General features: G+C 66.8%; 18 protein-coding genes. 7 read left to right on the top strand and 11 right to left on the bottom strand.

Annotation, left to right across the window (positions count from 1 at the left end):
* Positions 1–1351, bottom strand: a 1351-nt coding sequence (locus A5733_RS14995; protein ID WP_076240674.1) for a PucR family transcriptional regulator ligand-binding domain-containing protein, incomplete at its 3' end; no start/stop codon positions are given.
* Positions 1352–1464: 113 nt separating this feature from the next.
* On the opposite strand from A5733_RS14995, the gene gabT reads away from it, so the two are divergent.
* Positions 1465–2811 (top strand): 4-aminobutyrate--2-oxoglutarate transaminase, encoded by a 1347-nt coding sequence (gabT, locus tag A5733_RS14990; RefSeq protein ID WP_076240676.1) that lies wholly within the window; start codon positions 1465–1467, stop codon positions 2809–2811.
* Positions 2808–4259, top strand: coding sequence for an NAD-dependent succinate-semialdehyde dehydrogenase (locus A5733_RS14985; protein WP_076240673.1), 1452 nt, complete (start codon positions 2808–2810; stop codon positions 4257–4259). Before gabT ends, A5733_RS14985 begins: the two co-directional genes overlap by 4 nt.
* Positions 4260–4273: 14 nt before the next feature.
* Here the strand turns inward: A5733_RS14985 and A5733_RS14980 are convergent, their stop codons facing one another.
* Together A5733_RS14980 and A5733_RS14975 are read right to left on the bottom strand one after the other, a co-directional pair.
* Positions 4274–4654 carry a hypothetical protein gene (locus tag A5733_RS14980; protein WP_076240672.1) on the bottom strand — a complete coding sequence of 127 codons (381 nt, stop codon included), beginning with the start codon at positions 4652–4654 and terminating at the stop codon, positions 4274–4276.
* A gap of 78 nt (positions 4655–4732) precedes the next feature.
* Positions 4733–6622, bottom strand: coding sequence for an acyl-CoA dehydrogenase family protein (locus tag A5733_RS14975; RefSeq protein WP_076240671.1), 1890 nt, complete (start codon positions 6620–6622; stop codon positions 4733–4735).
* A gap of 162 nt (positions 6623–6784) precedes the next feature.
* Here A5733_RS14975 and A5733_RS14970 point away from each other — a divergent pair, with 162 nt between their 5' ends.
* Positions 6785–7996: a CaiB/BaiF CoA-transferase family protein gene (locus A5733_RS14970; protein ID WP_065063273.1), complete on the top strand. Its 1212-nt coding sequence runs from the start codon at positions 6785–6787 to the stop codon at positions 7994–7996.
* 89 nt (positions 7997–8085) lie between these two features.
* Here the strand turns inward: A5733_RS14970 and A5733_RS14965 are convergent, their stop codons facing one another.
* The 3 genes from A5733_RS14965 to A5733_RS14955 form a co-directional block, all read right to left on the bottom strand.
* Complete coding sequence (locus A5733_RS14965) at positions 8086–8400, bottom strand: hypothetical protein (RefSeq protein ID WP_047038514.1); 315 nt, start codon at positions 8398–8400, stop codon at positions 8086–8088.
* On the bottom strand, positions 8397–8789 hold the full coding sequence (locus A5733_RS14960) for a heme-binding protein (protein WP_036389598.1): 393 nt from the start codon (positions 8787–8789) through the stop codon (positions 8397–8399). The genes A5733_RS14965 and A5733_RS14960 overlap by 4 nt, the downstream gene beginning before the upstream one ends.
* A gap of 133 nt (positions 8790–8922) precedes the next feature.
* Entirely contained in the window at positions 8923–9939 is a 1017-nt protein-coding gene (locus A5733_RS14955; RefSeq protein WP_067766755.1) for an AraC family transcriptional regulator, read from the bottom strand.
* Between the two features lie 177 nt (positions 9940–10116).
* Here A5733_RS14955 and A5733_RS14950 point away from each other — a divergent pair, with 177 nt between their 5' ends.
* Together A5733_RS14950 and A5733_RS14945 are read left to right on the top strand one after the other, a co-directional pair.
* Positions 10117–12432 carry an arylsulfatase gene (locus tag A5733_RS14950; RefSeq protein WP_067766794.1) on the top strand — a complete coding sequence of 772 codons (2316 nt, stop codon included), beginning with the start codon at positions 10117–10119 and terminating at the stop codon, positions 12430–12432.
* Positions 12433–12469: 37 nt separating this feature from the next.
* Entirely contained in the window at positions 12470–13906 is a 1437-nt protein-coding gene (locus tag A5733_RS14945) for a DUF1254 domain-containing protein (protein ID WP_067766758.1), read from the top strand.
* Between the two features lie 172 nt (positions 13907–14078).
* Here the strand turns inward: A5733_RS14945 and A5733_RS14940 are convergent, their stop codons facing one another.
* The 5 genes from A5733_RS14940 to ligD all read right to left on the bottom strand — a co-directional run bounded on the left by A5733_RS14940 (position 14079) and on the right by ligD (position 18723).
* Entirely contained in the window at positions 14079–14528 is a 450-nt protein-coding gene (locus A5733_RS14940) for an STAS domain-containing protein (RefSeq protein ID WP_019343492.1), read from the bottom strand.
* Between the two features lie 147 nt (positions 14529–14675).
* Positions 14676–15296 (bottom strand): lactate utilization protein C, encoded by a 621-nt coding sequence (locus A5733_RS14935; protein ID WP_067766761.1) that lies wholly within the window; start codon positions 15294–15296, stop codon positions 14676–14678.
* A complete protein-coding gene (locus tag A5733_RS14930; RefSeq protein ID WP_067766764.1) occupies positions 15293–16756 on the bottom strand; it encodes a LutB/LldF family L-lactate oxidation iron-sulfur protein in 1464 nt (487 codons plus the stop codon). Before A5733_RS14930 ends, A5733_RS14935 begins: the two co-directional genes overlap by 4 nt.
* A complete protein-coding gene (locus A5733_RS14925) occupies positions 16753–17487 on the bottom strand; it encodes a (Fe-S)-binding protein (protein WP_067766767.1) in 735 nt (244 codons plus the stop codon). The genes A5733_RS14930 and A5733_RS14925 overlap by 4 nt, the downstream gene beginning before the upstream one ends.
* Before the next feature lie 3 nt (positions 17488–17490).
* The gene (gene ligD, locus A5733_RS14920) at positions 17491–18723 is read right to left on the bottom strand and encodes a non-homologous end-joining DNA ligase (RefSeq protein ID WP_067766797.1); all 1233 of its coding nucleotides are present in this window, start codon (positions 18721–18723) and stop codon (positions 17491–17493) included.
* A gap of 54 nt (positions 18724–18777) precedes the next feature.
* Here ligD and fadD2 point away from each other — a divergent pair, with 54 nt between their 5' ends.
* Complete coding sequence (gene fadD2 / locus A5733_RS14915) at positions 18778–20451, top strand: long-chain-fatty-acid--CoA ligase FadD2 (protein WP_067766770.1); 1674 nt, start codon at positions 18778–18780, stop codon at positions 20449–20451.
* A 49-nt stretch (positions 20452–20500) separates the two neighbouring features.
* Positions 20501–21283, top strand: coding sequence for an SDR family NAD(P)-dependent oxidoreductase (locus tag A5733_RS14910; protein ID WP_067766772.1), 783 nt, complete (start codon positions 20501–20503; stop codon positions 21281–21283).
* Positions 21284–21288 lie beyond the last annotated feature (5 nt).

The raw sequence follows: 21288 nt of genomic DNA, 5'->3' as shown, positions 1-21288 counted from the left end.
GCAGGCCGAGTTCTTCGGCCACCTTGAGTCGAGAACCGTGATGGCGCAGGAAGCACCGCAGCGTCTCCAGCTGTTCGTGATCCAGCCGGTGCAGCCAGTGTTCGGCGAATGCCCGGGCCTTCCCCGGGTCGATCAGACCCAACGGGCCGTCGTCGATGACCCGGTCCCACACCACGGCACCCGAGACTTCGGTGGCCTGAGCCAGGGCCAGCCCGGCCGTGCGGTAGCCGGTCGCCCCGTCGGTCGGGGTGACCACACTGCCGATGCCGACCAGAAATCCGTCGTCCGCCAATCGGGCACCGGTGGGTTCGGCTCGTGACGGTTCGGTGACCGCACACAGCTCACCGGCGTACCCGGCGGCCAGGATTCCGCGGTCCTCCAGCGCTGCCGACGCATCCTCGACGGCGGCTGCGTCACCGACGGCCCGGATGAACCGCATGCGCCTCGGCAGCACGTCGGACGGCTGGTCGACCTCCAGCACCAACTGCGCTGTCCGATGGTCATTCTCGGTGAGAAGTTGCAGGGCGCGGCTGCGGAGGCGCCGCCGGGTGGCAACCCGGCTGCGGTCCTGTTCGTCGATGAGGCCCAACAGGGCAACGGCGGTGGTGACGGCCTGACGCTGACCTTCCGATGCCTGGGCCGGCATCAGCGCGGCCAGATAGGCCGTCGCCCGGCCGCGTAACCCGATAGGGTGCACCGACACCGACAGCGTCGGGCCGGATTGCGCGGCGGCCGAACGCAATCCATGTGACTGCAACCGCCGGACGTCCTCGGCGACTTCGTCGAGGGCAAACTCGGAGCGCCGCGGACCGACCGGCCCGCGGGAGACCCGGCCGTCGGGGTTCACCAGGCACGCGGCACCGTCCAGGGCTCCGGCGAGCGCGGTCACCACGCCGGCGGCCGGATTCGGTTTGGCCGCAGCCGAGATGAGCTTGCGCTGTATCCGCAGCGATTCGCGCGCCGCGGTGGACTCGTGTTCCTCCAACAGTCGCGCGACGTGCCGGCTGATCGCGACGAACGTGGTGCGTCGCGGCACCTCGAGCAGGTTGACCTGGTGGCGGCCACAGGCGTCGCGAAGTCCGGCGGGAACCTTCGCGTGGGTGAGGCCGATCGCGAAGCCGATGGCGGCCACCCCGGCGTCGCCGAGCCTGCGCACATAGCCGTCCCATTCGTCGTCCCAGTCACCGGTTTCCAGACCCGTCGTGAGCAGGATCTCCCCGCCCTCCAGGAACGGCCCCGGGTCGGTGAGTTCACTGGTGGCCACCCACCGGACCGCGGCGTCGGCGTGGGGGAGACCAATCGCGTGCAACCCGAGAGCGCGCACCTCCAGGACGTCGCCGACCAGCACCATGTATGCCAGTTTTGCACAATCACGCAACGCTGTTCTGTGCGTCCCGGCACTATCGCCGCGCCTCCTGGCTGCTTACCGTGATGGTGGACATCCGCCATCAGCAGGAGGAAAACGTGACCATCGCCGAAACCGCGGGTGTGGCCGTCACCCAGGAACGCCGACTCGTCACCGCCATTCCGGGTCCGATCTCGCAGCAGATCCAGGCCCGCAAAACCGCTGCGGTGGCCGGTGGCGTCGGCACCACACTGCCGGTCTACGTGGTGGCCGCCGGCGGCGGAATCCTTGTGGACGCCGACGGGAACCAGCTCATCGACTTCGGTTCCGGCATCGCGGTGACCACCGTCGGCAACAGTGCCCCCGCCGTCGTGGACGCAGTCACCCAGCAGGTGGCCGCCTTCACCCACACCTGCTTCATGGTCACGCCCTACGAGGGCTACGTGCGGGTGGCCGAAGAGCTCAACCGGCTCACGCCCGGCGATCACGACAAGCGCAGCGTGCTGTTCAACTCCGGCGCCGAGGCTGTGGAGAACGCCGTCAAGATCGCCCGGGTGTACACCCGCAGGCAGGCAGTCGTGGTGTTCGATCACGCCTACCACGGCCGCACCAACCTCACGATGGCCATGACCGCCAAGAACCAGCCGTACAAGAACGGGTTCGGCCCGTTCGCCGGCGAGGTGTACCGGGTGCCCACCTCGTTCCCGTTCCGCGACGGCGAGACCGACGGTACGGCCGCGGCGGCCCGGGCGCTGGACCTCATCGACAAGCAGGTCGGTGCCGACAATGTCGCCGCCATCGTGATCGAGCCCATTCAGGGCGAAGGCGGATTCATCGTTCCCGCACCGGGATTCCTGCGTGCGCTGCAGAGCTGGTGTACCGACAACGGTGCGGTGTTCGTCGCCGACGAGGTGCAGTCGGGCTTCGCCCGCACCGGCGCGATGTTCGCGGTTGAGCACGAGGGCGTCGTACCCGATCTGATCGTCACCGCCAAGGGCATCGCGGGCGGCCTGCCGCTGTCGGCGGTCACCGGTCGGGCCGAGATCATGGATGCCCCGCACGCCGGCGGTCTCGGCGGTACCTACGGTGGCAACCCACTGGCCTGCGCGGCCGCCTTGGCAGTCATCGAGACCATCGAACGCGACGGACTGCTGGCCCGCGCCCGGCAGATCGAGGAGACCATGACCGGCCGGCTGGCGGCCATCGCCGCCACGGACAACCGGATCGGCGAGGTCCGCGGCCGCGGCGCCATGATCGCCGTCGAACTCGTCAAACCCGGCACCGTCGAGCCGGATGCCGAGCTGACCAAGCGCATCGCCGCCGCCGCGCATGCCCAGGGGCTGGTGGTCCTCACCTGCGGCACCTACGGCAACGTCCTGCGTTTCCTGCCCCCGCTGTCGATACCCGACAACTTGCTCGACGAGGGCCTGGACATCCTGGCTGCCATTTTTGAGGAGATCCGATGAGCCACGACGTGATTGCCGAACTCGACGCCAAACACGGCATCCTCATCGACGGCCAGGCCCACAGTGCCGCCGCCACGTTCGACGTGTACGACCCGGCCACCGGGCAGACCATCGCCGAGGTGGCCGACGGCACCGCCGACGACGCCCGCTCGGCCGTGGACGCCGCGCACCGCGCCTTCCGCGGCTGGGCCACGACCAGCCCGCGACAGCGCAGCGACATCCTGCGCCGCGCCTACGAGTTGATGCTCGCCGACAGCGACCGGTTGACGGCCCTGGTCTGTGCGGAGAACGGCAAATCGCAGACCGACGCCCGCGCCGAGGTGGGCTACGCCGCCGAGTTCTTCCGCTGGTTCGCCGAAGAGGCGGTCCGCACCGACGGCGGGTACGGGGTGGGCCCGGCCGGAGGCACCCGGACGCTCGTCACCCACAAGCCCGTCGGAGTGGCCGCGCTGGTGACACCGTGGAACTTCCCGGCTGCGATGGCAACCCGCAAGATCGCCCCCGCGCTGGCGGCCGGCTGCACCGTGGTGCTCAAACCCGCGGCCGAGACGCCACTGACCGCGCTCGCGATCGCCGGCATCCTGTCGGCCGCGGGAGTCCCCGACGGGGTGGTGAACCTGGTACCGACCACCGACGCGGCCGGCGTGGTGGCGACCTGGCTCGGCGATGACCGGGTCCGCAAGATCTCGTTCACCGGCTCCACCGGCGTCGGCCGGGTGCTGTTGCGGCAGGCAGCCGACCGGATCGTCAACGCCAGCATGGAGCTCGGCGGGAACGCCCCGTTCGTCGTCACCGCCGACGCCGACGTGGAGGCCGCCGTGGCGGGCGCGATGGTGGCCAAGTTCCGCGGTGGTGGTCAGGTCTGCACCGCGGCCAACCGCTTCTATGTCCATGCCTCCGTCGTCGACGACTTCGTCGCCGAGTTCGGTGCTCAGATCACGGCTTTGCGCGTGGGCCCGGCTACCGATCCGGCCTCGCAGGTCGGTCCGCTGATCACCTCGCGCGCCGCGGCGCGGGTGACTGCCGCGGTCGAGGCCGCGGTGGCCGACGGTGCCGTCGTCACCGCCCGCGCCGAGGCGCCCGCCGAGGGATGGTTCGTCGCACCGACCCTGCTGACCGGCGTTGCGCCCGATGCCGCGATCCTGGCCGACGAGATCTTCGGGCCCGTCGCGCCGGTCGTGGTGTGGGAAGACGAGGACGAGCTCGTGCGTTTGGTCAACGACACCGAATATGGTTTGGCGGCTTACGTCTACGCCGGCCGGCTGCAGGACGCGGTGCGGCTCGCCGAATCGTTCGACGTCGGCATGGTCGGCATCAACCGGGGAATCGTGTCCGACCCGTCGGCGCCGTTCGGTGGAATGAAGCAGAGCGGGCTCGGCCGTGAAGGAGCCCGTGACGGCTTGCGCGAGTTCCAGGAGACGCAGTACTTCAGCGTCGCGTTCGACTGAGGCCGGCCATCGGCTCAGAACGGTGTCGAGTGCGACATCAGGCTCAACATCAGCACGGTGGCGCACACCAGGGCACCGAACATGATCAGGCCCATGATGAGGACCACGAGCCACTCCAGGCAGTGCTGTTTACCGCGGGTGAGCCTCGAGAGGTGTTGATCCTGCATGAGTTCGCATGCCACCACCGCGAATTCGACGTTCGTCAATTCGGCGTTGGCCGCGGGCGCGCCGGAGGAGATCTGGCGAAGCCGGGCCGCGTCGATCGCGACGCCGACCCCGGCGAACCGCCGACTCATCTGCCGCGCCTGTCGTCGGCTGAGCCGGTGATCAAGCGTGGTCATCGGATGCGGCTGATGTCGCCACCCGCCGCCGTACGCGCTTGACGGGGTCGTCATAACGCTCTGAGTCTACGAGCGTGGCGCGTTCTCAGGAACCCTGCGCGCGTGCGGTGTTCACGTGCGCAAGTACTTTGCTCACCGGATGACCCGGTGCACATCGTCGGTGACATCGCCGCCGTCCTGAGCGATCCACGGTCCGTCGATCGACGGATCGATGATTCCCTCCTCCAACCACGTGTACCGACCGTCGAGCACGCCGTGGGCCAACGTCCGGTCGGCGTCGTCGCTGTTGTCCCAGAGTTCGGTGAACAGTCGGTCGGCCCGCACCCGCGATTGCCGGCAGAAGGCGTCGGCCAGCTCGACCGCAGAGTCCGGCCCGTCACTTGCGGCCCGGACGCAGGCCGCCGTCATCGCGAACAATTCGGCCCCGATGTCGACGATCCGGCCGAGGAAACGCTGCCGGTATTCCAACTTGCCCTGCCATCGCGACATCGCGTAGAACGTGCTGCGGGCGAGCTTTCGGCTGGCCCGCTCCACATAGCGCAGGTGCTCGGCCAGCGGGCCGAATTCGGTGAAAGTCTTTGGCAGCTGACCTTTTCCGGTGACCAGGGTGGGCAACCAGCGGGCATAGAACTTGCCGGCCTGCGCGGCCGCTTTCGCTTTCTGCTTGAGGTCGGCATCGGGATCGATGATGTCGCCGGCCACCGACAGGTGGGCATCCACCGCCTCGCGGGCCAGCATCAGATGCATGATCTCGGTAGACCCCTCGAAGATCCGGTTGATCCGCATGTCGCGCAGGATCTGCTCGACGGGCACGCCCCGTTCCCCGCGGGCGGCCAGCGACTCGGCGGTCTCGAAACCGCGGCCGCCACGGATCTGCACCAGCTCGTCGGCGATCAACCAGGTCATCTCCGAGCCATAGAGCTTGGCCAGGGCGGCCTCGATCCGGATATCGGTGCGGCCGGCATCGGCCAGCTCACCGGCGAGCTCGACCATCGACTCCATTCCGTAGGCAGTGGCCGCGATGAACGCCACCTTGCCGGCCACGGCGTCGTGCTCACCGACCGGCCGGCCCCATTGGACGCGCTCCTTCGACCATTCCCGGGCGATCTTCAGACACCACTTCGCTGTCCCGGTACACACCGCCGGCAGCGAGAGGCGTCCCACGTTGAGCGTGGTCAGGGCGATCTTGAGGCCTTCGCCTTCGCGGCCGATGCGGTTGGCGGCGGGCACCCGGACGTCGGTCAGCTTGGTCAGGCCGTTCTCGATCCCCCGTAATCCCATGAACGCGTTGCGGTTCGTGACGACGATGCCGGGCGTATCGGCTTCGACGACGAAGGCGGTGATGCCGCCCTTGTGCCCCTCGGAGCGCGGCACCTGGGCCATCACCACCAGCAGGTCGGCGATGACGCCGTTGGTGGTCCACAGTTTGACGCCGTTGAGCAGGTAGTCCTCCCCGTCGGGGGTGGCGGTGGCGTGCAGCCGCGCCGGATCACTGCCCACATCGGGTTCGGTGAGCAGGAACGCGCTGATCTCCCGCGTACACCGCGGCAGCCAGGTCCGCTTCTGCTCATCTGTCCCGAACATCGATACCGGCTGCGGGACGCCGATCGACTGATGCGCCGACAGCAGCGCACCCAATGCCGGGTGGACCGAGCCGACGAGCGCGAGCGCCTTGTTGTAGTACACCTGCGACAGGCCCAGGCCGCCGTAGTCGGTGCCGATCTTCATGCCGAACGCGCCGAGCTCCTTCAGACCCCGGATCACCGCGTCGGGGATCTGTGCGTCGCGTTCGATGACCGCGGCGTCGATCTGCGTCTCGCAGAACTCCCGCAGCGTGACCAGAAAGGCCTCGCCCCGCTCGGTGGTTCCGGTGGGACCGCGCGGGTGCGGGTGCACGAGGTCCAACCGTAATCGTCCCAGAAACAGTTCTTTGCCGAAGCTTGGCTGGTGCCACTGCGCTTCCCGCGCTGCCTCGGCGACCTGCCTGGCCTGTCGTTCGTTGACTTCTCCGGTAGCGGTCATCGCCGCCTCCAAACGTCGGGCTCTGACTGTGGTCGGATACCCGGCATTCGGTCAGTTCACGCACATGATCGGCAGCGGGCGATCCGGTAAGCACAGGTACCGGGCCCGGTCTCGCTACACTTACCGTAAGTCCAACGGTTAGGAGCCGCGTTGATCAAGGTCATGCAGGGCGTGCGAGTGCTCGAGGTCGCGCAATTCACGTTCGTACCGGCGGCCGGGGCCATCCTCGCCGACTGGGGCGCCGACGTCATCAAGGTAGAACACCCGGTGCGCGGCGACACGCAGCGCGGCTTCATCAACATGGGAGGGTTCCAACTCGACCCCAACCGCCATCCGCTGATCGAACATCCCAATCGCGGCAAGCGCAGTGTCGGCATCGATGTCTCGACCCCCGGTGGTCAGGAGGTCCTCTACGAGATCGCGAAGACGGCAGACGTCTTCCTGACCAATTACCTTCCTGCGCAACGGCAGAAGAACAAGTTCGACGTCGAGCACATCCGGGCGGTGAACCCGGACATCATCTACGCCCGCGGCAGCGCCTACGGGGACAAAGGGCCCGAGCGCGATACCGGCGGCTTCGACGGCACCGCCTTCTGGACCCGCAGCGGCGTCGGGCACGCGCTGACCCCGGAGGCGATCAACGGCGCTCTGTCCCAAGGCATTCCGGCCTTCGGTGATTCGATCGGCGGGATGAACATCGCCGGCGGCATCTCCGCGGCGCTGTTCCACCGCGAACGGACCGGGGAAGCCGCCGAGATCGACGTGTCGCTACTCAGCACGGCGTGGTGGGCGGCCGGCGCCAGCGTCACACAGGGTATGGAGACCGGTGAGACCATGCGCTCGCTGATGCCCGACGACGCCACTTCGGTGAACCCGTTCATGGCCAACTACCGGACCTCCGACGGCGGCACCATCAATCTGTGCATCGTCAGCCCGACGGGCTACATCCGCGATGCCTTCGAACATCTCGGGCTGCCCGAGCTGGCCGATGACCCGCGGTTCTCCGATGTACTGCCGCTGATCGAGAACGCCACCGAGGGTGTCGAGCTGATCGCGAAGGCCATCGGCAGCAAGCCGTTCGAGTACTGGCGTCAACACCTCAAGACGATGAAGGGCCAGTGGGCGCCGTTCCAGAGCTTGGTCGATCTGAACACCGACGATCAGGCGATCGCCAATGACATGGTCGTCGAGGTGGAAGCCGCCGATGGGGGCAAGCCGTTCAAGGTGGTGCGCGGGCCCGTGCAGTTCAACCACGAGCCCCTCGAGACCACCAGGGCACCCCAGGCCTCTGAGCACACCGAGATCGTGCTGATGGAGCTCGGCATGGATTGGGATCGAATCGAAGAACTCAAGGAATCCGGCGCGATCGCGTGAACCCGCGCCGCTTTACGTCGCCGTTTCCACCCAGGGGTCGTTGGATCGCGAAGATCGCGACCCCTGGGTAGAAAGCGACGTCGCCTGAACTAGTTACATCCGCTCGCGTGGACCCACCGGCCGTTGTAGCCGATGCAGCCGCTGACGTTCGAGCCCGGCGGAGGCGGTGGCGGCGGTGGCGCGTCCTCCGGAAGCGGTGCGTAGTAGGCCGGCGGCGGCACATACGGGGCGACCGCGTCGGCGACGTTGACGCAGCCACCCACCGAGATCCGACGTCCGGCGCTCGCACACACATCGGCGGCGGCAGTGCCTGCGGGAGCGAGAACGATGGCACCGGGCAGTGCGGTGAAGGCGAGCGCGACGGTGGCCGCGCGCAGCCATGATGATCGAGGCGTGTGCGTCATTGTCCTGGTCCTAATGGCTGGTCAGGCGGCTTGATACCGCAACGGCTGCGGAAATCGGTGAGCGGTTGACGGATACCGACCAGGTCAGCGTGGGCCTGGGGGTTGGCATCGAAGAAGGCCCGGGTGGCGTCCGGCACTTCTTCATGCGGGCGTCCGTGCAGATTTGTGTAGAAATCGTTCACGTCCGGATGGGTCCACAAGTATGTGGAGGTCGCGGCGGCGACGCCGGAGGCGATGCCGGCGAGATCGGCTGCCGTGCAATTGGGTGGGCGTGGCGGCGGTTCGGCTGCCGCAGTCGCGGGACTGAACAGACCGACAACGACTCCGACGGCACCGGCGGCCAATGCCGGGACCAATCCGGGGTGCGCGGTGAACGGTGTGCGGGACACAGCGGGACTCCTTCCCGAGGCGGGCAGGTGCCGAATGCATCGCCCGGCGGGCCGAACTGTAGCAGGCGCGACGGGGCGGGCGCGACGAATCGTTCGCTCGGCAAGTACGTGGCTTGGCTTGGCCCGCCGGGGTTTAGGGCGGTGGTGCTGAACCGGTCCGGGCTTTGCGGTATGCCGTGGGAGTCGAGCCGAACCAGCGTTTGCAGGAACGGGTGAGCACGCTCTGCTCGGAGTAACCGAGTTGGCGACAGACCTGGTCAAGGCCGAGATCGGTATCGAGCAGCAGACGTTGAGCGACGTCGCGGCGCGTTTGATCGACCAGATCGGCGAACGTCGCGTTCTCCGCGAGCAGACGACGTTGCAGTGCCTTGGGGTGCAGGCCGATGTGGCGGGCCACGTCGTTGAGCCCGACAGGTCCAGTGGGCAGGATTTGGCGGACCAGGCTGCGCACCAGTTGGCTGGTCGCCGGGTTGGATTCGCCGATGACCTGGGCGAGGTAATCGACCGCGGTCTGATGGGCGAGTCGATCGATGGGTAGCGGCCGTTGCAGGTCGGCGGTGCGCAGCGTGAAGCCTGCGACCGGTTCGAAAAAGCTGGGCGGACAACCGAAGTAGGCCTGATAGTCGTCGGCCGGAGTCAGTGCGGGATGTGGCAGGTGCACGGCTACGGGCCGGTAGTCGGTACCGAGGAACAGTCGCAACACCTGCAGCGTGACTCCCAGGGAGAGCTCGACGGCCTGGGCCTGCGGTGGTGACGGGTCCAGGAGGTACTCGAATTCGAAGCGGCTCAGTTCGGGATCGAGGTGGGCGGTAACCCGCGCGGTGATCGACGGGCTGTAGGCCGCCATGAACTTGTCGAAGATCACGAAGGCTTCGGCGACGGTACCGGCGTTGCGGCCTGCCAGCCCGACCGGACCGAGGATGTCGATGCCCTGCTGCAGCGCCAAACGCCGCCCGAAATCCGGTGTTCCGAGTGCGGCGGCGGTGTGTTCGAGCATCTTCGCCCCATTGGGCAGGGAGATGAAGCGATCGTGACGACCGACGTCGTCGTAGGGAATGTGGGCGGCATCGACCAATGCGCGACTATCCCCACCGAGTTCGGTGACCAGTTGGTGAAAATTGGTGAGTGCCGTCCCTCGAATCACGGCCATGTCCCACAATGTCAAAGATTTGTCTCGGAATGTCAAGACAACTGCTGCGGGTTTGCTGCACAGTAGATGCCCGGGTCGGGGTAAATCGGCTGCGCGGCTTGCCCCACCAGTGGTCGGCTGCACAGCCCGAGTCCTGTTGAGGAGAGGGGCGCGGTGTCTGACGTGCAGGGTGACCACATGGTGGCGGCGGCTCTACCAGACGGAGGGGTTTTGCCCTTCCCGCCGGTTCCGTCGGGCAGTATCGCGGGCCGCACGTTGCAGGAGTCGACGTATCAGCCGCGCGCCGTTCCGAAACGGCTGCACGATGACTCGCCGAACATCGTCATCGTCCTCATCGACGACGCGGGGCCGGGCCTGCCCTCGACGTTCGGTGGCGAGGTCACCACATCCACGCTCGATCGGATCTGCGCTGAAGGCGTGTCCTACAACCGCTTTCACACCACCGCGATGTGCTCGCCGACCCGCGCTTCGCTGCTGACGGGCCGCAACCACCACGAGATCGGCAACGGCCAGATCGCCGAGCTGGCCAACGACTGGGACGGCTACGCAGGCAAGATCCCGCGGTCCTCCGCGACGGTCGCCGAAGTGCTCAAGCAGTACGGCTACGCCACATCGGCCTTCGGAAAGTGGCACAACACCCCCGCCGAAGAGACCACCGCGGCCGGACCGTTCGAGAACTGGCCCACCGGTTTGGGTTTCGAGTACTTCTACGGCTTCCTGGCCGGTGAGGCCTCGCAGTACGAACCGAACCTGGTGCGCAACACCACCGTCGTCGCCCCGCCGAAAACCGCCGAAGAGGGCTACCACCTCTCCGAGGACCTGGCCGACGACGCGATTTCATGGCTGCGCCGGCACAAGGCGTTCAACGCCGACAAGCCGTTCTTCATGTACTGGGCCAGCGGCGCCATCCACGGCCCGCACCACATCATGAAGGAATGGGCGGACAAATATGCCGGCAAGTTCGACGACGGCTGGGATGCCTACCGGGAACGCGTCTTCGAGCGCGCCAAGGACAAGGGCTGGATCCCGCAGGACTGTGCCCTGACCGAACGCGATCCGCAGCTCGCGGCGTGGGACGACATCCCCGAGGACGAGAAGCCCTTCCAGCGCCGGCTGATGGAGGTCGCGGCCGGCTACGGCGAGCACGTCGACGTCCAGGTGGGCCGTATCGCCGACGAGCTCGAATCGCTCGGCTACGCCGAGAACACGCTGTTCCTCTACATCTGGGGCGACAACGGTTCATCGGGTGAAGGCCAGAACGGCACGATCGCTGAACTGTTGGCGCAGAACGGTATTCCCACCACGGTGCGCCAGCACATCGATGCCCTCGACGAGCTGGGTGGCCTCGACGTGCTGGGCTCCCCGCTGGTCGACAACCAGTACCACGCGGCCTGGGCATGGGCCGGTAGCACTCCGTACAAGGGGATGAAGCTGCTCGCCTCCCATCTGGGTGGCACGCGCAACCCCATGGCCGTGCGCTGGCCGGCACGGATCACCCCGGACGCCGCTCCCCGTGACGTGTTCCTGCACTGCAACGACATCGTGCCGACCATCTACGACATCGTCGGCATCGTGCCCCCGCAGATGGTCAACGGTGAACCTCAGATGCCGATCGCCGGAGCGAGTTTCGCCCGCACACTGGCAGATCGGGACGCACCCGGCGGCAAGAAGACCCAGTACTTCGAGATCATGGGCAGCCGCGGTATCTACCACGACGGCTGGTGGGCCTCGGCCCGCGGGCCCCGGCTCCCCTGGGTGCCGGGCCAGCCGCCGGGCATCGCCACCTGGACACCCGACAACGACGTATGGGAGTTGTACCACCTCGACGAAGACTGGTCACAGGCCCACGATCTCGCTGCCGAACAGCCCGAGAAGCTGGCTCAGATGCGCGAGATGTTCATGGTCGAAGCCGCACGCAATGCCGTGCTGCCCGTCGGCGGTGGCCTGTGGGTTCCGGTCTATCACCCCGAGTTGCGTATCGCCCCGCCCTACAAGGAATGGGAGTTCTCCGGCGACACCATCCGGATGCCGGAGTTCTGTGCGCCTGCCCTGGGCAACAAGAACAACGTCGTCACCATCGACGTCGACGTCCCCGCCAGCGCCAACGGGGTGCTGTACGCGCTCGGGGCAGCGGCCGGAGGACTGACCCTCTACCTGGACGAGGGCTACCTCTGCTACGAGTACAACCTCTTCATCCTGCAGCGCACCAAGATTCGGTCCGAATCCAAGGTGCCGCCAGGACGAGCGACGCTCACGGTGACCACCCAGTACGCGGATCCGCGCCCGGCCGGCCCGCTCGACATCACCGTGGCCCGCAACGGCGAGACGATCGCAGGCGGGCAGGTTCCGATCAGTGCGCCGCTGTTGTTCACCGCCAACGACTGCCTCGACATCGGTACATGCCTCGGCTCGCCGGTATCACTCGACTATCGCGAACGCGCGCCCTTCCCCTTCGAGGGACGGATCCACCGCGTCCACGTGGCATACACCTGATCGGCAAAACCTCATAGACGAAAGGCTTTTCGTGAAAATGGATCGACGCACGACCAGATGGCTGGTCGCGCTCGGCACCACGATGCTGATGATGGTCACCTCGGCATGCTCGCCGTCGACCCCCGAACAACCAGCCGAACCCGGGCAGCTGACACCGGCTGAGGCCAAGGCCATCGCGCTGGACGCGTACGTCTACGGCTACTCCCTGGCGACTGTCGAGATGACGCGACGGGTGATGACGAATGTCGACAAGGTTGAGGCGCCGCGGGCGCCGATGGGACAGCTGATGCGGATGCGCGAGTATCCGAACGCCCAGTTCCGCGACGTCACCGCGCCCAACGCGGACACGCTGTACACAAACGGATTCATCGACGTCAAGAACGAGCCGTGGGTGTTGAGCCTGCCCGACGCTCACGACCGTTACTACCTGTTCCCGATGCTCGATGCCTACACCAACGTGTTCGAGGTTCCCGGGAAGCGCACTACGGGCACCGGTCCGCAGACCTACGCCATCACCGGGCCCGGTTGGAAGGGCACGCTGCCGCCGGGCGTGACGGAGTACAAGTCGCCTACCTCGACGGTGTGGTTGCTGGGACGCATCTACTGCGATGGCACACCCGAGGACTACGCCGCTGTACACAAACTGCAGGACGAGATCTCGCTGGTGCCGCTCAGCTCGTACGGCAAGCCCTACACGCCACCGGCCGGCAAGGTCGATCCGGCAATCGACATGAAGACCCCGGTCCGCGATCAGGTCAACAACCTCAGCACCGAGGACTACTTCAACCTGGTGGCCACCTTGATGAAGGACAACCCGCCCACCGAGGCGGACAAACCCATCGTGGACAAGATGGCCAAACTCGGCATCGTCGCGGGGGAGAAGTTCGAGCTGAACAAGCTCGGTTCCGATGTCGCCGCGGCTCTGCAGTCGGTGCCCAAGGACGGCGCCGCGAAGATCATGTCCCGCTTCAACGAGTTGGAGGACGTCAACGGCTGGCGGTTCACCACACAGACCGGTGAGTACGGCACCGACTACCTGCAGCGCGCACTCATCACCTATGTCGGTCTTGGCGCCAACCGGCCACAGGATGCGGTCTACCCGACCTCGGAGACCGACGCCGATGGGCAGGCCTACGACGGCGCCGACAAGTACACCGTGCACTTCGACAAGGGCCAGTTCCCGCCTGTCGATGGGTTCTGGTCACTGACCATGTACGACGAGGGTTTCTTCTTCGTCGATAACCCGCTCGACCGCTACACGTTGAGCCAACGGAACGCCTTCGTCACCAACCCGGACGGTTCCGTCGATCTCTACCTGCAGCACGACAACCCCGGCCCACAAAAGGAAGCCAACTGGCTGCCCGCGCCGGCCGGCAAGTTCAACCTCATGCTGCGCCTGTACTGGCCGAGGGAAACCGCGCCGTCGATCATCGACGGGACGTGGAAGCCACCGGCCATCAAGAAGGTCCCCTGACGGGGCTTGCCGGAAATTTGCCAAATTAAGAACGAGATGGCTGCCACACCAGGTGTGGCAGCCATCTCGTTTATTCGGGTGTAGCAAGGGCTACATGTGCACCGCCCGGTGGCGATGGCGAAGCAGGCGGGTCAACCAGCGGACATCGATCAACATTGCATCGGCCTTTCTGTCAGGCGCTCTTGATAAGCAGGGGGAGCAACCGGCGGCGTGCCGTGTTGCCTTCGGCGAAGTGATGCAGGGCTTCTGGCACCGACGAGCTGAGCGGGACGCCCACCTGCTGGCGACGAATCTCGGTGACGACCGGCTGGCTGGCGACCACCGACCAGTCCACGCCGAGCGTGCCGCACCTTTCATCGATGTCGTAGAACAGCGAGATCGCCTGCGGGGCAAAGCTGTTCACGCCACTCAGGTCGAGTGCCAACGGCTTCTCCGCGAGGATGAACCGATTTGCATACGACGCGATCTGGTCGATGTTGTTGCTGTCGATATCTCCCTTGACGGTCACCACTGTCGCCAGCTGGCGGCATACCGCGCGCATCGATGCGCCCTCGCAGATGACTGCCGAGTTTCCGTACCGAAAGTGTCGATCCATTGCCGGGGTGTTGTTCGTGAATGTCATGATCAGCCTCCCGCCTTCTTTCCTGAGCTCTGGCTGAGCTCCGTCGCGTCAACCTGTCCCCAAAGTTATGCGGGCAATCTAAGGCGGCTGGGTGGGCAGCGTTAATACTTTGCTAAGAACCCTTCCGGGCTTACTCGTCGGTAAGGTTCACACGATCAGGACGTCGAGGGTTCGAGGTCCGTGGACGCCTTCTACCCGCTGCAGTTCGATGTCGCTGGTGGCGCTGGGGCCGGAGATGAAGGTCAGGGGCCGCGTCGGCGCCAGCCCGGCGAACGCCTGCGGCACGGTGTCCACGATCTGATCGGCCCGCACCACACAGAGGTGGTGGTCTGGCACCAGGGTCAGTGCCCGCCGTCCTTGGGTGGGGCCGGCGTCGAGCACGATCGTGCCGGTCGCGGCGATGCCGAGCGCACATCCGGTCAGCACTGCATCGGCGCGGTCGAGGTCGGCGACGCCCAGCGTCGGCTCGTCGAGGACCGTCGTCAGTCCCGAGACCCACTCGGGTGGCAGATCGGCGGGGATGACCACGGTGGCTTCCGGGCCGACCAGTGCGCGGACCGTCGACGCGATCGCCTCCGGCTCGATGCGGTGTACCCGGGCCCGATACTCGGCGACTGCTTCAGCGAACCGTTCGATGTTGCCCGGGCCGGTCAGCGGCTCGCGGTGGTAGTCACGTGGAACCCGCACCGGCTGCGGTGGCGCGGACGCCAGGGCGGCCCGGATCCGTCCCAGCACCGCAGCCTTGGCTTCAGGCGTCGGGCCGGTCATCCTTGCCCCTCCTGATGCGTGCGGCTCCACCATTGTCGGAATGTCTCCGCAGGCGGTTGGGGAATGTCGCGGCTGGCGGTCCATTTGGAGGCAGGCCAGGGCAGCGCGGTGATGCGGTGGTCGCGCCCGGCGATCAGCCGCCCGGCACTCAGGGCCTTCTCGGCCAGTGAAAACCGGCCCGCACCGGCCATCGCCCACCCTGCGGCCTTCATGGCCAGGTCTTGCCCGCCGGGTAACCCTCCTCTGTCTTGGTCCACCTGCTCGGCTCGCAGATGGACAAGGATCGACGGGATGTCGATGCGGACCGGGCAGGCTTCGAAGCACGCCCCGCACAGCGAAGAGGCATACGGCAGGCTGGCGTTGGGATCATCGTGACCGGTGGTGCCGGTGAGCTGAGGACTCAGGATCGCCCCGATCGGTCCCGGGTACACCGACCCGTAGGCGTGGCCGCCGGTGCGTTCGTAGACCGGGCAGACATTCAGGCATGCGCTGCACCGGATGCAGTGCAGCGCCGGGCGCCCCACCTCGTCGGCCAGCACCTGCGTGCGGCCGTTGTCCAACAGGACCAGATGGAACTCCTGCGGCCCGTCGCCGGGGTGCACACCGGTCCACATCGAGGTGTAGGGGTTCATCCGTTCGGCCGTGGAGGAGCGCGGCAGCAGCTGCATGAACACCTCGAGATCGGTGAAGGTCGGCACGATCTTCTCGATGCCCATCACCGTGATCAGCGTCTGCGGCAGCGTCAGACACATCCGGCCGTTGCCTTCGGACTCCACCACCGCCAGCGTCCCGGTCTCGGCAATGCCGAAATTGGCCCCGCTGATCGCGACGTCGGCGGTGAGGAACTTGCGACGTAGGTGGGCTCGGGCCGCCATGGCCAGCACGCGGGGATCGTCGGTGAGCTCGCCCGCCTCGGGCATCTCGCGGGTGAAGATCTCCCGGATCTCGGCGCGGTTGCGGTGGATGGCCGGCACCAGGATGTGACTGGGCTTGTCGTGGCCGAGCTGCACGATGAGCTCGGCCAGGTCGGTCTCGAACGCGGCGATGCCCTGGGCCTGGAGGTATTCGTTGAGGCCGATCTCCTGGGTGGCCATCGACTTGACCTTGACCACCTCATCGGATCCGGTGGCGCGGATCAGATCGGCGACGATGCGGTTGGCCTCCTCGCCGTCGCGGGCCCAGTGCACCACACCGCCACGCTTGGTGACGTTGTCCTCGAACTGCTCGAGCAACTCGGGAAGCCGCGCCATGACGTCCTGCTTGAGCGCGCTGCCCGCGGCGCGCAGCTGCTCCCAGTCGTCACATTCGGCGATCGCGGCCAGCCGCTTGCCCCGAATCGTGTGGGTGGCATGGCCGATGTTGCGGCGCAGCTGGGAATTGGCCAGGGCGGCCCGGGCGGCGACCGGGAATGATTCCTCGCCGCGCAGGTTTCCGACGCCGGGGGTGCCGAGAAACGTCATGGGCCGGCCGCCAGGATCTCGGCCAGGTGCACCGTGCGCACCCCGGAGCGCAACCGGCTCAGCCCGCCGCCGATGTGCATCAGGCACGACGAGTCCCCGGCGCTGCACACCTCGGCATCGGTCTCCAGGATGTGGGCCATCTTGTCGGCCAGCATCGCCGTGGACGTATCGGAGTTCTTGATCGCGAAGGTTCCGCCGAAGCCGCAACAGGAGTCGGCGTGCGGCAACTCCACCAGCGTCAAGCCCCGCACATGGCGCAGCAGCCGCAGCGGCTTGTCACCCACCCTGAGCATGCGCAGCGAGTGGCACGTCGGGTGATAGGTGACCCGGTGCGGGTAGTAGGCGCCGACGTCGTCGACACCGAGGACGTCGACCAGTAACTCGGACAACTCGAAGGTCTTGGCGGCCAGTTGTTCGGCGCGGATGGCGAGTCCTTCGTCACCCGCGCGCCGGGCCACCATCGCGTGTTGGTGACGCACCGAGCCCACACACGATCCCGATGGCGCCACCACGGCGTCGCAGTTCGCGGATTCAAAGGCCTCGACGTGGTTGCGCACCAGCGCGGTGGCTTCGGCCAGATAGCCGGTGTTGACATGCATTTGGCCGCAACAGGTTTGACCATCGGGAAAGACCACCTCGTGGCCGAGGCGTTCGAGTAGTTGCACCGTGGCGATGGCGGCCGAGGGGAACAGCGCATCCGCCAGGCAGGTCGCGAAGAGGGCGATTCGCATGTCTCAACCTCGCTTCCACTGGGCGCCGCGGTAGTGCTCCCACGGGTTGTAGTCGGCGAGGAGTTCTTCCTGCGGGGGACGCTCGGCCTCGGGCACGTGCTGCAGGTTGATCCGGACCCGGTACCAGATCGAGCTCGGACCACGCATGCCGTCGAGGAGGACGTCGACGGGCTCCAGCCGTGCGGCTGCCGCCGGATGACGCTCACGCCAGACGTCGAGTGCGCCGAGCGCCTCGTCCTTCGTCTTGGTCTTGGCGATCTCGATCAGCGGCATGCTCGACTGTCGTCGACCGTCGCGGGAAGCACCCTTGGGTGCCTTCTCGGCCGGGCCGAGTTCGGCTGCGAGCGCGAGCAACCCGTCCAAAGCGCCGACCGTGGTGTCCATGCCTTCCCACGGGTCACCGATCTCGGCGAACCGGTCGGGCACGGTGGCGACGGTGAACGCCTCGGGGCGGCAGCCGTCGACCTCGTCCCAACGCAGCGGGGTGGACACCCGGGCGTCGGGGGTGGCCCGTACGGAATAGGCCGACGCCACCGTGCGGTCCTTGGCGTTCTGGTTGAAATCGACGAAGACCCGTTCGCCCCGTTCTTCCTTCCACCACCGCGCGGTCGCGATGTCCGGTGCCCGCAGCTCCACCGCCCGGGCCACCGTCTCGGCGGCCAACCGCACCTTGGTGAACGGCCAGCGCGGGTGGATGCGGGCGTAGATGTGAAAGCCGCGCGATCCCGACGTCTTGGGCCAGGCGGTCAGGCCGTGGTCCTCGAGTACCTCGCGCGCAACGTGGGCGACGGCGACGATCTGCGACCAGTCGACGCCGGGCATCGGGTCGAGGTCGACCCGTAACTCGTCGGGATGGTCGAGGTCTTCGGCCCGCACGGGATGCGGGTTGAGGTCGACGCAACCCAGGTTCACCGCCCAGGCCAGCCCGGCGGCATCGCGCAGCACGGCCTCCTTGGCCGAGGTGCCGGACCGGTACTTGAGCTCGGCCACGTCGACATAGTCCGGCCGCTTCTCTGGTGCCCGCTTCTGGAAGATGGCCTCGGTGGTGATGCCCTTGACGAACCGTTTGAGGATCATCGGACGGCCGTACACCCCGCGTAGCGCGCCGTCGGCCACGGACCGGTAGTAGTTGATCAGGTCGAGCTTGGTGACGTGCACGTCGGGAAAAACGACCTTGTCGGGGTGGCTCACAGCCACCTCGAGGCCGTCGATCTCCAGCGACACTGCACCGGCCATGACCACATGCTAGTTAACGCCCCCGACGCGATAGCCGTCACATATTGTGGCCAGATGCCTAGTTTGTCTGACCTGCCGGCGAACCTCACGGCCAAGGCCAAGGAGTATCTGGAGCGCGGCGCGGCCGAATTGCACTACGCGCGCAAGATGTTCGAGGCCGGCGCACTCCGGCTGGAGCCGCCGCAGCACATGGTCGCCATGCTGGCCGACATCCGGACCTGGGGCGAAATCGGGATGATCCCGGCCCTGAATGCGCGTCGTCACCCCGAGCGTGTCGCCGTCATCGACGACGAAGGCGAGTTCACGTTCGGTGAGCTCGATGCGGCCGCCCATGCGGTGGCCCACGAGCTGCTCACCATGGGCGTGCGCGGCGGCGACGGGGTGGCGATCCTGGCCCGCAACCACCGGTGGTTCCTGGTGTCGCTGTACGGGGCCGCGCGGGTGGGCGCCCGGATCATCTTGCTCAACACCGAGTTCTCCGGGCCGCAGATCAAAGAGGTGTCCGCGCGCGAAGGCGCGAAGGTGATCATCTACGACGACGAGTACACCGGTGCCGTCGCACAGGCCGAACCGGAACTGGGCAAGCTGCGGGCGCTGGGCGTCAACCCCGACTCCGAGCAGCCGTCCGGCAGCACGGATGAAACCCTGGCCGAGGTCATCGCCCGCGGCAACGGCCGGCCCGCCCCGAAGGCCTCCCAGCATCCGTCGATCATCATTCTGACGAGTGGCACCACCGGAACACCCAAGGGCGCCAACCGCGCCGCACCGCCATCGTTGGCCCCGGTGGGCGGAGTGCTCTCGCATGTCCCGTTCAAGGCCGGCGAGGTGACCGCGCTGCCGGCGCCGATGTTCCACGCGCTCGGGTTCTTACACGCCACCATCGCGATGATGCTGGGCACCACGCTGGTGCTCCGCCGCCGGTTCAAGCCGGCCACGGTGTTCGAGGATGTGGAGAAACACGGCGTCACCGGCATGGTCGTGGTGCCGGTGATGCTCTCGCGCATGCTCGACCACCTCGAGCAGATGAAGCCCAAGCCCAACCTGTCCTCGCTGCGGATCGTGTTCGTCTCCGGATCCCAGCTCGGGGCGGAGTTGGCCTCGCGCGCGCTCAAGGACCTCGGGCCGGTGATCTACAACCTGTACGGATCGACCGAGATCGCATTTGCGAGCATCGCGCGGCCCCAGGATCTGTCGATCAACCCGTCCACGGTCGGCCCGGTGGTCAAGGGCATAACCGTCAAGATCTTCGACGACAACGGCAAAGAGCTTCCGCAGGGTGAAGTGGGCCGTATTTTCGTGCGAAACACCTTCCCGTTCAAGGGATATACCGGCGGTGGGCACAAGCAGATCATCGACGGCATGATGTCGTCAGGTGACGTCGGCTATTTCGACGAACACGGACTGCTGTACGTCAGCGGCCGCGACGACGAGATGATCGTCTCCGGCGGCGAGAACGTGTTCCCCGCCGAGGTCGAGGATTTGATCAGCGGACACCCCGAGGTCGTCGAGGCCACCGCGCTCGGTGTCGATGACAAGGAATGGGGTGCCCGACTGAAGGCCTTCGTGGTGAAGGTCGAGGGCGCCAGCATCGACGAAGACGCGATCAAGGCCTACGTCAAAGAGCACCTGGCCCGCTACAAGGTTCCGCGTGAGGTGGTCTTCCTCGACGAGTTGCCGCGGAACCCGACCGGCAAGATCCTCAAGCGCGAATTGCGCGACCTGGAATAGGTGGGAATAGGTGGGAATAGGTTGCCCGCGTCGGTGGTAGTACAGCCTTGTGAACATCGAACTGACCGGAAAGACCGCGCTCGTCACCGGCTCGACCCAGGGCATCGGGCTGGCCATCGCCGAACAACTGGCCCGCGCCGGTGCCCGGGTGGCCGTCAACGGCCGCACGGCGGCGCGCGTCGACGAAGCCGTCTCCAAGCTGGCCGAGTTCGACGTTCTCGGTGTGGCTGCCGACGTCTCGACCGAGGAGGGGACAGCTGAGCTGCTGCGTCAGCTGCCCGACGTCGACATCCTGGTGAACAATCTCGGCATCTTCGGTGCCGTGCCGCCGCTGGAGATCACCGACGACCAGTGGCGCACCTACTTCGACGTGAATGTCCTTGCCGCAGTGCGGCTTATCCGCAGCTACCTGCCCGGGATGACGTCGCGGGGCTGGGGCCGCGCCATTCAGATCGCCAGTGACTCGGCGATCGTGACACCGGCCGAGATGATCCACTACGGGGTGTCCAAGACCGCGCTGCTCGCGGTGTCACGCGGTTTCGCCAAAGAGGCTGCGGGCAGCGGCGTGACCGTGAACTCGGTGATCGCCGGGCCGACCCACACTGCCGGGGTCGAGGACTTCGTCTATCAGCTCGTCGACAAGTCTCTGCCGTGGGAGCAGGCGCAGCGCGAGTTCATGATCAAGCATCGCCCGCAGTCTCTGATCCAGCGGCTGATCGAGCCGGAGGAGATCGCGAACATGGTGACCTACCTGGCCTCTCCGCTGGCCTCGGCCACCACGGGCGGGGCGTTGCGGGTCGACGGCGGTTACGTCGACTCGATCCTGCCGTAGCGTCG

It is taken from the genome of Mycobacterium sp. NS-7484 (genome assembly GCF_001953975.1).
GTDB lineage: Bacteria > Actinomycetota > Actinomycetes > Mycobacteriales > Mycobacteriaceae > Mycobacterium.
This window is presented reverse-complemented; position numbering and strand designations above follow the sequence as displayed.